The sequence below is a fragment of the Microcoleus anatoxicus genome (assembly GCF_042465725.1).
GTDB classification, from domain to species: domain Bacteria; phylum Cyanobacteriota; class Cyanobacteriia; order Cyanobacteriales; family Microcoleaceae; genus Microcoleus; species Microcoleus anatoxicus.
Genome location: NZ_CP120853.1, coordinates 1,553,893 through 1,567,940 on the forward strand (window position 1 = coordinate 1,553,893; position 14,048 = coordinate 1,567,940).

The following is a 14,048-nucleotide window of genomic DNA, read 5'->3' on the forward strand; positions in this document are numbered from 1 at the left end:
AAAATCAACCTAAAATCCTGTTTCCTGTAGATAGCTTAGAATAAATTTCTGGGTAATCTAATCGCAGGTGGGAAAAAATAAATATTCAACGGTTGTCCAACTAAAAACTGAATCCTTACGAATCAACCCCCAGAATCAAGCAATCTTACAAGTTTCACTTATGAACGTTAAGCAATTTTACAAACGCGGTTTACAAAACGCCAAAAAAGGAAACTACTTCGAGGCGATCGACGAATTCGATCGCATACTGCAACTCAACCCAGCCGATGCCAAAGCCTATAACAATCGCGGCTTAGTCTACTATTACATGAAAGATTACCAAAAAGCAATAGCAGACCTGAGCCAAGCACTGGATCTCAATCCTAATTTATTCGAGGCATACCTCAATCGAGGCAATGCTTGGCGACATCTGGGAGAACACGAAAAAGCTATTGACGACCTCAACTGCGCTCTAGAAAATAATCCTGACAGCCATGCTATCTACAACAACCGCGGACTTGTACTTGCTAATTTAGGACATTACGAAGAAGCAATTCAAGACTACGATCGAGCTATATCCATCAATTCCCAAAATTATAAAACCTATTACAACCGGGGACGCGCTTACTACCTGTTGGGAAACAAGGAGGCCGCAACGGATAATTTTAACGAAACCCTACGGCGGAATCCTAAATATATCAAAGCCTACATAAATCGCGGTCTTTCTTATCACCAATTAGGAGATAATACTCAGGCGATCGCCGATTACAACACTGCACTGGGTATCGACCCCAAAAATGTCTATGCCTATTATAACCGAGGTTGCGTCCGCTACAAGCTAAAACAGATGAAGCTCGCCATTGAAGACTTTGACAAGGCAGTGGAAATCGATCCGAGCTATGTTAAAGCTTATCTCAACCGGGGTTTAGCTCTGTATAAACTTGGAGATGTTATGACAGCAAACAAGGATTTTTACCACGTAATGTGCATTAATGCTGAAGCTTATTCATACTATCAAGCACAGCGCTGCACCCCTGATATTAATTCCTACTTCAAGGAAGCGCCACAAATGGAATCGAATAATGCTGTGGAATACTACAACACAACATTAAACAATACAATGTCAACTTCATTCAGTTCCGCAGCCTTAAACTCAGTCTGGAATCAAGAAGATTTGGACAAAAGAGATTCTATTATCTGCGAAGGTGAATTTATGAATGATTGATTTAGTTATTAGTTATTAGTCATTGACGGTGCCGGCTCAGCTTAATCAAAGAGTCCTATCGTTGACCGTTGCATGGTCATGATTTAACCTTACTAGAACACAGAGAGATCGGAGAGAAATTAATAATTCCGATGAAGAGAGGAATTGATATCATTAGTTGATATGTAGGTTGGGTCGATCTCGCGAAACCCAACCTACTTTTAAATTCCTGACTACGAACCGAACTAAATACTGCCCATTACTTCACGAGCAGCAGCCAAAGTGCGATCGATATCTTCTTCAGTATGAGCCAAAGAAGTAAATCCAGCTTCAAACTGCGAAGGAGCAAGATAAATTCCGTGCTCCAACATTCCTCGGTGAAAGCGGCCGAACTTTGCCACATCAGACTTTTTGGCATCGTCGTAATTGTGAACCGGACCCGCTGCAAAAAACAAACCAAACATCCCGCTAATTTGGCCACCACAAGCAGCGTGTCCCGTTTCTTTAGCAATTTGCAACAAACCGTTAGACAGTTTTTTGGTAATTCTATCCAACTGTTCGTAAGTACCAGGTTTTTGCAACAATTCCAAAGTCTTAATCCCAGCAGTCATCGCCAAAGGATTTCCCGACAGCGTACCGGCTTGATACATCGGTCCTGCAGGAGCAACCATTGCCATAATATCGCGTCTGCCGCCATAGGCTCCAACTGGCAAACCGCCACCGATAACTTTACCGAGAGTTGTCAAATCTGGGGTGACACCGAATTTTTCCTGAGCTCCACCGTAGGCGATGCGGAAACCGGTCATTACTTCATCAAATACTAGCAAAGCACCATTATCTTTAGTAATTTCCCGTAAACCTTCGAGAAAACCTGCATCTGGTACAATAAATCCGGCATTACCCACCACAGGCTCCAGCATCACGCCTGCGATCTCGCCCGGATTTTCGGCAAACAAAGCCTTTACGGCTTCCAAGTCGTTGTAGGGAGCGTTGAGGGTGTTTGCGGTAACGGATTTCGGTACGCCGGGGGAATCGGGAAGGCCGAGGGTGGCGACACCAGAACCCGCTTTCACCAAGAACATATCGGCGTGCCCGTGATAGCAGCCTTCAAATTTAATCAGTTTGTCGCGCCCGGTGAAGGCTCGCATGAGGCGCAAAACGGCCATGCAGGCTTCGGTACCGGAATTGACAAATCTCACCATTTCAATGCTGGGAACGGCATCGATGACCATTTCAGCAAGCACGTTTTCCAGGAGGGAGGGTGCCCCGAAACTGGTACCTTTTTCTAGGGATTCGTGAAGGGCTTTGATGACTTCGGGGTGGGCGTGGCCGCAGATGGCGGGGCCCCAAGTACCTACATAGTCAATGTATTGGTTTTGATCGACATCCCAAATGTAGGCTCCGTTGACGCGATCGAATACAATAGGTTGTCCGCCTACGGATTTAAAGGCTCTCACCGGGGAACTGACGCCACCGGGCATCAATTTTTGGGCTGCGGCGAATATTTCTTCTGATTTGGTTGTTTTCAAGGTTGTGGAAACCAATGTTTTCTCCTTAGTTAACGTCTGTTGTTGGTAGGATAATTTTATAGCCAGTTCAGCATAAAGGTGAGGTCAATGCCAGGAAACTATGCTTGTAGATTTTAGAGTACAAACCACTTTGTAGCAATACTAGCTTGGGTTTTTCAGCCTTAGTCCCACTAGCACCGTGAAGCGAAGCTATCCCGTAGGGAATCGCCCTCAAGTGTAATATTTTGTAAAGTAGTTCTTGACAATTTACCCATCACTAGGTAAATCTCCTCTCTTCTCTAACTCTGCGTCCTCTGCGCTCTCTGCGGTTAATAAAAAGAAATATCCGACAAGAAAGCGTAAATGTATATTAAAAAGTAGAAATAAAATTATGTCTGCTAATGATTTATCTAGTTTGAGCCGATCGGTCTCCATTGAAAAAATTCGTTACGACGATCGAGGTTTAGTACCGGCGATCGTCCAAGATTACTTGGATGGTACGGTGTTGATGATGGCATGGATGAATCGCGAGTCTCTCCAAAAAACCCTCGAAACCGGTCAAACTTGGTTCTGGAGTCGAAGTCGCGCCGAATTGTGGCCAAAAGGCGCGACTTCGGGACACGTTCAAAATGTCAAAGGGCTGCGTTATGACTGCGATAGCGATGCGTTGCTAGTCACAGTCGAACAAGTCGGAGATATTGCTTGTCATACCGGAGAAAGAAGTTGCTTTCACCAAGTGGATGGGCAAATTGTAGCGCCTCCGGGAGATATGTTATCTCAATTGTTTGACGTTATTTGCGATCGGCGCGACAACCCTAACGAAACTTCTTATACTTGTAAATTGTTCGCGGGTGGCGACAATAAAATTCTCAAAAAAATTGGCGAAGAATCGGCCGAAGTCGTGATGGCTTGCAAAGATGACGACAAAGATGGAATCGCTGGGGAAGTTGCCGATTTATTTTATCACGCTTTGGTGGCGATCGCTCACCATCAAGTTGATTTGAGAGATGTTTATCGCAAATTGGGCGATCGACGAAAATAAGTTAATCGGAATGATTAAACCGCGAAGACACGAAGAGCGCGAAGGAAGAACCGGAGCTTGTTCTTTCCCCCCTTGGGGGGGCTGGGGGGGTTCTTCCTTCGCGTCCTTTTCTTGTATTTAAATTCTACTTTTCAACCTGCGATCGACAATCTGCAAAATTAAGATCGCAACGCTGACACTCAAAGCCAAACCCAACCAAAAATTATTCGCTGCAAATTGTCCTCGATCCAAAGCCCAACCACCCACAGGCGGGCCGACTAAATATCCGATCGCCCAACACTGAGAATTAATTGACAAATACACTCCCCGCAAAGACTCTGGCGCTAATTCCACCACCAAAGCAGAAGCAAAAGGAGTGTAAGCAACCGTTGCAACTGACAAGAAAAACAAGCCTAAAATAGCTAAAAACAGATTACCACTTGTAGCTATTCCCGTTAAGCCGATCGCGATAAATCCGATTCCCCACAGCAAAGCAGAAATTATCAATGCTCGCGGACAAGAAAACCGTCTCAGCGCCCTAGCAATCGGCATTTGTAAGGTGACAGTTAAAAAAGTGCTAAAAGCAAATAAAATAGTAATTGTAGCCGTAGAAAAGCCCTTTTCCGATGCACCAACCGCCACAAAATTGCTAAAGTACAACGGCATCGTCGTTTGGATTTGGGAAATATACAATGTGAACAGAGTATTCACAAGAGCATAAATTAGCAACGTGCGATCGCTCAACGCCACCATCCAGCCATTTTGCTGATTTTTTTTACCTATTTCCCGTGAAGTAGATGGTTTGTAGGTTTCAGAAATCGCCGCCCAAACTACCGCAAAAAATATCAAAAACGAGATACCATCAATTATAAACAGCGAACGATAATTCCCCGTTACCGCAATCAAAAAACCCCCTAAAATAATCCCCACCTGCAAACCCAAATTATCAGCCAATCGCGTTAAAGCAAAAGCCTCTTGGCGATGTTCCCCATCAGCCAAATCCGCCACCATACTTTCGGTTGCAGGCCAATATAACCCAACACCAAAACCCATTAGTAAATTCGCCACAACTAAGCTGGGAAAATCCTTAGCCGCCGCCAACAGGAAAGAAGCCACAGCCGAAATAATTGCTGACAGCAATAAAGTTCGTCGCCGTCCCATTTTTGGGGAATCAGAAAAAGAACCGCCCAAAATCCTACCAAATATCCCCGAAATTGAACCGCTTCCCAAACCAATCCCCACCGCAGTAGCAGATAAACCAACTTGAGAGACAAAAAATATCGGCGCGTAAAATAAAGTAAAACCAGTGCCACTTTGGGAGAGGAATCTGCCAAAAGCCAGAATCCATACTTGAGGGGAAAGACGGGGAAACCAAGATGGTAATTTAGGCACTTTCAATAAAAATTATTACTCAATTACACAAAAGTTAGCATTAAATTAAAAATACTTAACACCATTTGAGAAAAAAACTGGTTAAGCTCTAAAAAGAGGCAGAAAAAATTTTAGAGGATAAGTTTATGACAGCTATTAGTACATCAAGAGTAGAATCTATCAGACCCCGCTGGCAAGCAATTGTGATGGTGGCATTAATTTTCTGGCTAAGTGGGAGCCTGATTATCGATTTAGTAATCATGCCCAGTCTTTACGTTTCTGGAATGATGACATCTCCCGAATTTGCGACTGCGGGAAACTTAATGTTCTGGGGATTTAATCGCGTAGAGTTAATTTGTGCAGCTTTGGCGATGACTGGTTTGATGGTTTTGAGCAATTTATCCACTGGCTTTGGCAAGCAAAGCCGCACAGCAATTATCTTATCTTTGGTACTACTGGCGATCGCCCTGATTGACACCTACGCTCTAACCCCACAAATGAGCGCCTTGGGAATGCAGCTAAATCTGTTCGATCTAGCGGCAGTTCCTACCAGCATGAATCTACTGCACAAAGGCTATTTCGCTCTGGAAGCAGTCAAGTTGGCTGTCGGTGCCACCCTGCTTAGCTTCTGCTATCAGCATCAAGCTTAATCCACAAAACACTCAACCGTCTTATATCTTAGTCCGCGCAGGCGGACTTTGTTTGTGTAGAAGCGGTTTCAACCGCCTAGTCTATCTCTTCCGGCACATCAGCTTTTGGCCACAGCAAACGCAAACCCATCACCGCAAATCCGATCGCCGCCATCCCCTTTACCCAGTTTGCGGGTAACACCTCAGCCGTACCTTGGCCCACCACAACACCGATAAAACTCGCTAACAACAGCGCCGATGCTGTGCCGAAAAACACAGCCCGTGGCGATTCACAACTGCTACCAAGGGCGATCGCAGCTACCTGACTTTTGTCTCCCAATTCCGACAAAAACACAGTAATAAAACTAATTCCTAAAAGTTGCCAATCCATGTATTTTCACTAAATCTAGTTTAGAATAACAGACAATTAACTAATCACTTCCCACAGCAAGATAGCTGAAATTCCTAGCAAAATCCCTCCGGCTAATCTCTCCAAAGTTCTCGGATCGATCCGACTTGCTAGCCATCTGCCCAGCAACACACCCAACAAACTCGTTGCTACCAAAGCTGAACCAGCACCGGCAAAAACAATCCAAGGATTGTGAGATTCAGCAGTCATTAACAAAACAGCAATTTGGGTTTTGTCTCCAATTTCTGCCAAAAAAATAGTTACAAAAGTAGAAGCAAAAATTGCCCAGTGCTTCTGAGTCAGTCCCTTTGGTTCTGGAGATAAATCTGAAGTTGAACTCAGGGAACAATCCGCAGGTTCGGGAGTGAGTTTGAGAGCAATCTCAGGATTGCTTGTCACTTTGATTTCTAACTGTGGCGACAAATCGGCATTGGGAGTTGCTGACTCAGAAGCAGACACATTTGGCGGGACAGAATCTAGTTTCACGGGCAATATTGCTAAAGGTTATTTATTACTTAATTTTGATGTTAACTTGGACTCCCTGCTTTGTTAAAAAGCAGGGTCATCTTTTTTTTCAAGACGTCAGAAACTAACTTCTCAACCAACTTACCCCCCTGATTAAGTGCCGTAAGTTCGATCGCCCGCATCGCCCAACCCAGGTACAATAAAGCCCTGCTCGTTGACTATTTCGTCGATCGTCGCCGTGTAGATATTCAAAGTCGGATACTCAGCACTCAGTTTATGCAAAGCCGGAGGAGCCGCCACCACAGAAATAATCCGAATCAAGCTCGGATCGACTCCCCGTGAAATCAATTCCTGCATCGTCGCCATAATCGTCCCACCCGTAGCCAGCATCGGCTCGCTAATAATCACCCGCGTTTGCGGGTTAAACTGCGCCGGCAACTTGTTTAAATAACAACTTGCTTCCAGTGTCTCCTCATTCCTTACCATACCGAGGTGGTACACCGAAGCCAGCGGCACTACCGTCTGAATTCCTTCCAGCAGTGACAGCCCCGCCCGCAAAATCGGCACCACGCATAAGGGAGCTTGCGGATCGATAAACGTCGCCGGACATTCCCCTAACGGGGTTTGCACCGTTGTTTCCACTGTCGGCAACCAATCTCGAATTGCTTCGTAGGCTAGCCACCTTCCCAATTCTGTCATTGCAGAACGAAAAAGTACCGATGGGGTGCCACAGTCGCGGGCGACTGCTAGCCAGTGCTTAATTAATGGATGCGGAGGAACGTAAACGCGGAGTTGCAGGGACATTGGAAAATTTGGGGGATTTTGAAGTTTTTTGCGGTGCGGTCGATCGCGCGATCGCTTGCTCCGTCAACTTATCATATCCCTGAAGTGTATACAAGCCGTCCCTTAGAGCCCGTGGAACACTCAATTTTTCTCAACTTATTGAACATTTTTATCAAGAGTATTGACAGAATTTAGCAATAAGGCTATATTGATTTTCAGTGTTCTCCTCTCAAAGGATGTGCAGACGGGGGCAGTCGGCAATGGTAGACTGTTCCCGCATTTTTTTTGAAGCCTTGTATAAGGACGGGGCTTTAAACTCAAATTTCCGCTAATATTATAAAAATATTAAGATTTTTAACCTAATGCCTGCTCCTACCCAATCCCAGTTATTTTCTGCCAACAGCAGCCCGACAGCACAAGAGTTTGACGTGATAGTCATTGGTTCTGGCATTGGCGGACTCGTGACTGCAACCCAGCTAGCGGCGAAGAAAGCTAAAGTTCTCGTCCTCGAAAGTTACCTGATTCCCGGAGGTAGCGCGGGATATTTCGATCGCGAAGGCTACAGATTTGATGTCGGTGCCTCCATGATTTTCGGCTTCGGAGACCGTGGCACCACCAACCTGCTCACCCGCGCCCTAGCAGCAGTCAATGTCAGCCTCGAAACCATTCCCGATCCCATCCAACTTCACTATCACCTACCGGCTGGTCTCGACCTTCAGGTTCCCCAGTCTTATGACAAATATTTGCAAGAATTAATTGACAGATTCCCCCAAGAAAAGGCAGGGATTACCAAATTTTACGGCGAATGCTGGAAAGTATTCAACTGTCTCAACGCCATGGAATTGCTGTCCCTCGAAGAACCGGGATATTTAATGCGAGTCTTTTTCCAAAATCCTTTTGCGTGTTTGGGATTAGTCAAATATCTACCTCAAAATACTGGCGACATAGCAAGGCGCTACATTAAAGACCCAGTGCTGTTGAAATTCATTGATATGGAATGCTACTACTGGTCCGTAGTACCCGCCGACTTGACACCCATGATTAATGCCGGAATGGTATTTTCCGATAGACATTACGGCGGAATTAATTATCCCAAAGGTGGAGTCGGTCAAATCGCCCAAAAATTAGTCGAAGGATTAGAACAGTGTGGCGGGAAAATTCAATACAAAGCTAAAGTCACAAACATTATTACAGAAAAAGGCCACGCTGTCGGAGTCGAGTTGGCAAGCGGCGAAGTTTATCGGGCCAAGCGCATAGTTTCTAATGCAACGCGGTGGGATACTTTTGAGAAATTGCTGTCTCCAGCAGAGATGCCAGCTAGCGAGAAGAAATGGCAACAGCGCTATCAGAAAGCTCCAAGTTTCTTGAGTTTGCACTTGGGAGTGGCAGCAGATGTAATCGCTCCTGGTACTGCTTGTCATCACATTTTGTTAGAAGATTGGGAAAAAATGGAAGCACCGGAGGGAACTGTGTTGGTATCAATTCCTACGCTGTTAGACCCAAGTTTAGCACCAGAGGGCTATCACATTGTTCATGCTTTTACTTCCAGTTGGATAGAAGAGTGGGAAGGGCTTTCGCAGCAGGAATATGAAGATAAAAAAGAAGCCGCAGCGGGCAGAATTATCGATCGCCTAGAGCAGATTTTTCCCGGTTTAGATGCTGGTTTGGATTATATGGAAGTGGGTACAGCCCGATCGCACCGTCGTTTTTTGAATAGGGAAGATGGCACCTATGGACCCATTCCGAAACAAAAGTTAATGGGTTTGTTGGGAATGCCGTTTAATCGAACTTCTATGCCCGGTTTGTATTGTGTGGGTGATAGTACCTTTCCGGGACAAGGTTTAAATGCTGTGGCGTTTTCGGGGTTTGCTTGTGCCCATCGTATTGCGGTGGATTTGGGCTTGTAGGAGAAGCGTCGTAACACAGGTTGCCCCATTCATTTCTCACTCAGGACTTGACGAATCAATTAAAAACCCGGTTTCTCTTCAGAAATCGGGTTTTTTAACGGAAATTTGGCGCTTAGGAGTTTACAAGTCAATTACTCATCGTAGCTACCACCAACGCCGATTTGGGTATTGTAGATTTGGGCATCAGTGATCGTCATATCTTCCATGGATGCGCCGGATACATCTGCGGTGTTAACGATAGCGGCGGTCAAATTTGCCCGATCGAGGTCTGCATCATTTAAACTAGCATTCGTCATAAAAACTGATGTTAAGTTAGCACCAGTTAAGTTAGCACCAGTTAAGTCAGCGCCTTCGAGGTTCGCCTGAGATAGATTTGCTCCTGCCAAATTGGCTTCTCTCAAATCAGCACCAATTAAATGGGCTTGTCTTAAATCAGATCCTGACAAGTCGCACTGAAAACACTGCCCTGTCGATAGTAACTGCTCGACATCAGAAGTACGCTCGGCACGAGCAGGGCTTACCAACAGTAGGGGAGTAACTAAGAGAGTAGCAGCTAACAGATTCAGTTTCATAATGTATGTCTCCTGGGACGATTTTAGGTTTATAAGTTTTTTTTGTTTATAGCTACCATTTTACCACAGTGGTTTTTGCAAGTTGCGATCGAGTACACAGCCCGGATGTGACATGGAACCCGATGCGCGATGGGCGATCGCCCTCTAGTCAGTACCGCAATCTTCGCAAAATTTAACACTACAAAACTTAACAATATGAAATTCGATCGGGTATGAATTTCAGTAGTAACACCTCCAATATTAACGAATGCAAGTAACATTTGCGTCTTTCTACAGATAGATATGAGTGGTGAGGAAAGATGGGATATTAAAGACTTAATGTTTTTGTTAACTTTCACATCCGATCGCGCGATCGACCCTAACAAATTCTGTAAAAACCAATTACAGTTGGTAAGAGCAGTATCCTAGGTGCTGTTTCGATATCCCAAAGCCAGTGGTAGGTAAAATTAAACTCATGACCATCCCAACCCGCTCCTTTGGTACATAAAAAAGATACACTCTTAATTTCATAGATATAGCAAGAAACTTCCCCTGCGATCGCAGTTGTGCCACCAGCAGGAAACTAGCCACAGCTCAACCACATCCCGCAGATGAATGTTTAACAACAAATTTTAATTAGTTAAAAGTTACGCACTTACTCCCCGCAACAGGGTTGATTCCTAGATCGAGCGCAGCTAAACCTCTAATATTTAGGCAAAATAGGGTTAATCAGTCTAACTCAACCAAACCTAGCCACCGTCAAACCATCTAGATACTGCTGGGGTAATAACTCGAAACCAGTGCCTTGCTCAAAAATCCTAAATTCCCTGCGATCGCCAAAAATTAAATATGATAAAAAACCATTCCTCCAAGTATCTACCAACCTTAGACCAAGTAATTGACCGCAGCCCCTTGACAGTTGCGCCAAATACCCCATTAGCAGAAGTAATTACCCTCATGGGTCAACAACGGGAAACTTGTCCCCGCGAAACAGAAATTCCATCTACAAGTATTTACCACCAACTAACAGAAATTACAACTCCCCTGACACCAGCCGACACCCTCCCAGATACCAGAAGTGGCTGCGTCTTTGTCGTCGCCAAATTGACAGAAAATTCCTCTTGGGATGAGGCTCGCATTTCTCCATTGCAAGGACTATTTACCGAGAGAGACCTGGTAGATTTGATTGCTTCAGGCAAAAACTTAAAAGCTGTCACCATCGCCGAAGTAATGAAACAGCCCATAGCAACTCTGACAACATCCGAAGCTCAAGACATTTTCAGCGCCCTAATTTTGCTTCGTCAATACAAAATTCAGCATTTACCAATATTAGACAATGACGGTCAACTTTTAGGAGTAATTACCCCCGAAAGCATTCGCCAAGCCATGTTGCAACCGGCAAATATCTTAAAAATGTCCCAAGTCAAAGAAGTAATGACAACTCAAGTCATTCAAGCCCCGGTAACTGCTTCAGTGATGAGTTTAGCTGAGTTGATGGCGCAACACCGCGTTAGCTGCGTCGTCATTACAGAAACAGAATTATCTAGAAATTGGGAATTGCCAATTCCCGTAGGCATCGTCACAGAACGGGATATGGTGGAATTTCAAGCCCTAGAAATAGATTTATCCCAAACGATCGCCCAAACAGTCATGAGTACCCCCTTGTTTAGTCTCAAACCAGAAGACTCCCTGTGGGTAGCTCATCGGGAAATGCAGCAACGCTTAGTCCGTAGGTTGGTTGTTACCGGAGAACAGGGAGAACTTCAAGGCATAGTTACCCAAAGTAGTTTACTCCGAGCACTAGACCCAATGGAAATGTCAGGGGCGATCGATGTGCTCCACGATTCGGTGCAAACACAAACTCACAAATTGCAAAAAGCCATCGCCTCCCTCAGCTTAACCAACGCCCAACTAGAAAGCGAAATCGCCACCCGCATCAAAGCCGAGGCCAGGCTACATCTTTTAGAATCAGCCGTAGTCAACGCTAACGACGCGATCGTGATTATGGATGCCGGACACAGCGATATCTCTGACCCCACCATCATCTACACCAACGAAGCTTTTACCCAAATGACGGGCTATCTACCCACAGAAATCATCGGACAAACGCCCAGTTGCTTGCGTGGCCCAGAAAGCGACCCAGCCCAAGTAGCCAAAATTCGCCGCGCTTTCTCTCGCCACGAACCTCTGCGCTTGGAATTGATTAACTACCGCAAAGATGGTTCGACTTATTGGGTGGAACTCAACAGCGTACCCATTGCCGAAGCGTCGGGGAAAGTGACACACTGGGTGTCTGTACAGCGCAATATTAGCGATCGCAAGCGGCTGGAACAAGCATTTTTTCAAGAAAAAGAACTCGCTCAAGTTACTTTACAGTCGATCGGCGATGCCGTAATTACCACAGATGCTAGTGGCTACATTTCCACCCTCAACCCCGCCGCTGAAAAAATCACCGGTTGGTCAACCTGCGAAGCCAAAGGTTTGCCCCTAGCAATGGTGCTCAGCATAGTTGACGAAACTACCCGGATGTCGATCGCCAATATCGCTGACATCGCTTTGTCCCAAGGTCAAATTGTGGACAAAGGACAAAACAGCTTGTTAATTGCCCGCAACAACCGCGAATTTGCGATCGACTATTGCGTCGCCCCCATCCACGCCAGCGATAGCGAAATCATCGGCGCCGTCGTGGTGTTCCGAGATGTCACTCAAGTGCGAACTCAAGCGCGACAATTAACTTGGCAAGCAACTCACGACTCCCTGACGCAATTAATCAACCGCCGCGAATTTGAATACCAGTTAGAATACGCCCTCCACAGGACTCTAGGTTATGGCCAAGAACACGTCATGCTTTACCTAGATCTCGATCGCTTCAAAATAGTCAACGACACCTGCGGCCATATGGCTGGGGACGAATTACTGCGTCAAGTCAGTGAGCTATTTAAAAATAATATCCGCAAAACCGATATTTTAGCCCGTCTCGGTGGCGATGAGTTTGCCGTACTCCTGTACGAATGTTCCGCCGAAAAGGGATTGGAAGTAGCAGAATCTCTCTTAAATTGCATAGAAGGGTTCCGGTTTGGATGGCTCGACAAAACTTTTTCTATTGGTGTCAGTATTGGTTTAGTTGCCATTAATCACAAGACACCATCGGCCTCTGGAATTTTGCTCGCCGCCGATATCGCCTGTTATGCTGCTAAAAATAAAGGTCGCCATCGGGTGCAGGTTTATCGATCGGGCGATCGGGAATTGCTCAAGCAACACGGCGAAACCCAATGGGTAGTGCAAATCAATCAAGCCCTAGAAGATAATCGTTTCTGCTTGTATTCTCAGCCGATCGTACATTTGCTACATCCTCAAACCAGAGGAGTGCACTGCGAAATCCTACTGCGTCTCCAGCTTGAAAGCGGTCAGTTAGTCTCGCCCATGGCGTTTATTCCGGCGGCCGAACGATACAATTTAATGAACGCGATCGACCGCTGGGTCCTCCGTACTTTATTTACCAATTTGTCACAAGTTTTTGGTCCAAATTCCTTAGCCCAGAACCAAAGCGCCCACAGCCAGCCCATCGCCACTTTGCCTGCTTGTTGTGCCATGCCTAACTTGCGGTCATCGATGGGTAACTATGCTAGCCTGTATGCTCTTAACCTTTCTGGTGCTAGCATCAACGAAGAACGGTTTATTGAATTTATTTACGAGCAGTTTTCCATCCACCAAATCCCCCCGGAAATCATTTGTTTTGAAATTACAGAAACCGTGGCGATCGCCAATCTCAGCAAAGCAGCTAGTTTAATTTCTAAACTCAAGAAACTGGGATGTCAGTTTGCCTTGGATGACTTTGGTAGCGGGATGTCTTCCTTTGCTTATCTAAAAAATTTGCCAGTGGATTATATTAAAATTGACGGCAATTTCATTAAAAATATTGTCAATAATGAAATAGATGTTGCCATGGTGGAATCCATCACAAAAATTGCTCATGTAATGGGAATTACCACGATAGCTGAGTATGTGGAAAATGAAGAAATTATGGAAAAACTCAAAGAGCTGGGAGTTGATTATGGTCAAGGTTATTTTTTGGGAAGACCTCAACTTTGTAATTTAAAAACTCTGAATCTACAGGAAGTTTTGGAAGAAGTTACTGTAAATTCTTTGGATTTGAAAACTCAGATAGCTTCTTGAAAAGTCATTAGTCATTGGTCATTAGTCATTAGTTATTGGCTGCAC

Annotated in this window: 11 protein-coding genes; 5 read left to right on the top strand and 6 right to left on the bottom strand. The window is 45.2% G+C overall.

What is annotated here, in order from left to right; translation table 11 throughout:
• Positions 1-160: 160 nt before the first annotated feature.
• The gene (locus tag P2A85_RS06585; protein ID WP_377478204.1) at positions 161-1,204 is read left to right on the top strand and encodes a tetratricopeptide repeat protein; all 1,044 of its coding nucleotides are present in this window, start codon (positions 161-163) and stop codon (positions 1,202-1,204) included.
• A 224-nt stretch (positions 1,205-1,428) separates the two neighbouring features.
• Here P2A85_RS06585 and hemL read toward each other — a convergent pair whose 3' ends face one another.
• Positions 1,429-2,727, bottom strand: a complete 1,299-nt coding sequence (gene hemL / locus P2A85_RS06590; RefSeq protein ID WP_377478206.1) for a glutamate-1-semialdehyde 2,1-aminomutase — start codon at positions 2,725-2,727, stop codon at positions 1,429-1,431.
• Positions 2,728-3,082: 355 nt separating this feature from the next.
• Here hemL and hisIE point away from each other — a divergent pair, with 355 nt between their 5' ends.
• Positions 3,083-3,733 carry a bifunctional phosphoribosyl-AMP cyclohydrolase/phosphoribosyl-ATP diphosphatase HisIE gene (gene hisIE, locus P2A85_RS06595; protein WP_377478208.1) on the top strand — a complete coding sequence of 217 codons (651 nt, stop codon included), beginning with the start codon at positions 3,083-3,085 and terminating at the stop codon, positions 3,731-3,733.
• A gap of 117 nt (positions 3,734-3,850) precedes the next feature.
• Here hisIE and P2A85_RS06600 read toward each other — a convergent pair whose 3' ends face one another.
• Positions 3,851-5,104: an MDR family MFS transporter gene (locus P2A85_RS06600; protein WP_377481338.1), complete on the bottom strand. Its 1,254-nt coding sequence runs from the start codon at positions 5,102-5,104 to the stop codon at positions 3,851-3,853.
• A gap of 125 nt (positions 5,105-5,229) precedes the next feature.
• On the opposite strand from P2A85_RS06600, the gene P2A85_RS06605 reads away from it, so the two are divergent.
• Positions 5,230-5,733, top strand: a complete 504-nt coding sequence (locus P2A85_RS06605) for a hypothetical protein (RefSeq protein WP_377478209.1) — start codon at positions 5,230-5,232, stop codon at positions 5,731-5,733.
• A 76-nt stretch (positions 5,734-5,809) separates the two neighbouring features.
• Here P2A85_RS06605 and P2A85_RS06610 read toward each other — a convergent pair whose 3' ends face one another.
• The 3 genes from P2A85_RS06610 to upp all read right to left on the bottom strand — a co-directional run bounded on the left by P2A85_RS06610 (position 5,810) and on the right by upp (position 7,390).
• The gene (locus P2A85_RS06610) at positions 5,810-6,103 is read right to left on the bottom strand and encodes a TMEM165/GDT1 family protein (protein WP_377478210.1); all 294 of its coding nucleotides are present in this window, start codon (positions 6,101-6,103) and stop codon (positions 5,810-5,812) included.
• 36 nt (positions 6,104-6,139) lie between these two features.
• Positions 6,140-6,607: a TMEM165/GDT1 family protein gene (locus P2A85_RS06615; RefSeq protein ID WP_377478212.1), complete on the bottom strand. Its 468-nt coding sequence runs from the start codon at positions 6,605-6,607 to the stop codon at positions 6,140-6,142.
• A gap of 132 nt (positions 6,608-6,739) precedes the next feature.
• Positions 6,740-7,390 (bottom strand): uracil phosphoribosyltransferase, encoded by a 651-nt coding sequence (upp, locus tag P2A85_RS06620; protein WP_341737503.1) that lies wholly within the window; start codon positions 7,388-7,390, stop codon positions 6,740-6,742.
• 341 nt (positions 7,391-7,731) lie between these two features.
• Here upp and crtH point away from each other — a divergent pair, with 341 nt between their 5' ends.
• On the top strand, positions 7,732-9,276 hold the full coding sequence (crtH, locus tag P2A85_RS06625) for a carotenoid isomerase (protein ID WP_377478214.1): 1,545 nt from the start codon (positions 7,732-7,734) through the stop codon (positions 9,274-9,276).
• Positions 9,277-9,407: 131 nt separating this feature from the next.
• On the opposite strand, the gene P2A85_RS06630 is transcribed toward crtH, so the two are convergent.
• Positions 9,408-9,848 carry a pentapeptide repeat-containing protein gene (locus P2A85_RS06630; protein ID WP_377478215.1) on the bottom strand — a complete coding sequence of 147 codons (441 nt, stop codon included), beginning with the start codon at positions 9,846-9,848 and terminating at the stop codon, positions 9,408-9,410.
• Between the two features lie 828 nt (positions 9,849-10,676).
• Here P2A85_RS06630 and P2A85_RS06635 point away from each other — a divergent pair.
• A complete protein-coding gene (locus P2A85_RS06635) occupies positions 10,677-14,003 on the top strand; it encodes an EAL domain-containing protein (RefSeq protein ID WP_377478216.1) in 3,327 nt (1,108 codons plus the stop codon).
• Positions 14,004-14,048 lie beyond the last annotated feature (45 nt).

Coding starts and splice junctions, on each gene's coding strand:
- P2A85_RS06585 (WP_377478204.1), top strand. CDS start 161: ATGAACGTTAAGCAATTTTACAAACGCGGTTTACAAAACGCCAAAAAA.
- hisIE (WP_377478208.1), top strand. CDS start 3,083: ATGTCTGCTAATGATTTATCTAGTTTGAGCCGATCGGTCTCCATTGAA.
- P2A85_RS06605 (WP_377478209.1), top strand. CDS start 5,230: ATGACAGCTATTAGTACATCAAGAGTAGAATCTATCAGACCCCGCTGG.
- P2A85_RS06610 (WP_377478210.1), bottom strand. CDS start 6,103: ATGGATTGGCAACTTTTAGGAATTAGTTTTATTACTGTGTTTTTGTCG.
- upp (WP_341737503.1), bottom strand. CDS start 7,390: ATGTCCCTGCAACTCCGCGTTTACGTTCCTCCGCATCCATTAATTAAG.
- crtH (WP_377478214.1), top strand. CDS start 7,732: ATGCCTGCTCCTACCCAATCCCAGTTATTTTCTGCCAACAGCAGCCCG.
- P2A85_RS06630 (WP_377478215.1), bottom strand. CDS start 9,848: ATGAAACTGAATCTGTTAGCTGCTACTCTCTTAGTTACTCCCCTACTG.
- P2A85_RS06635 (WP_377478216.1), top strand. CDS start 10,677: ATGATAAAAAACCATTCCTCCAAGTATCTACCAACCTTAGACCAAGTA.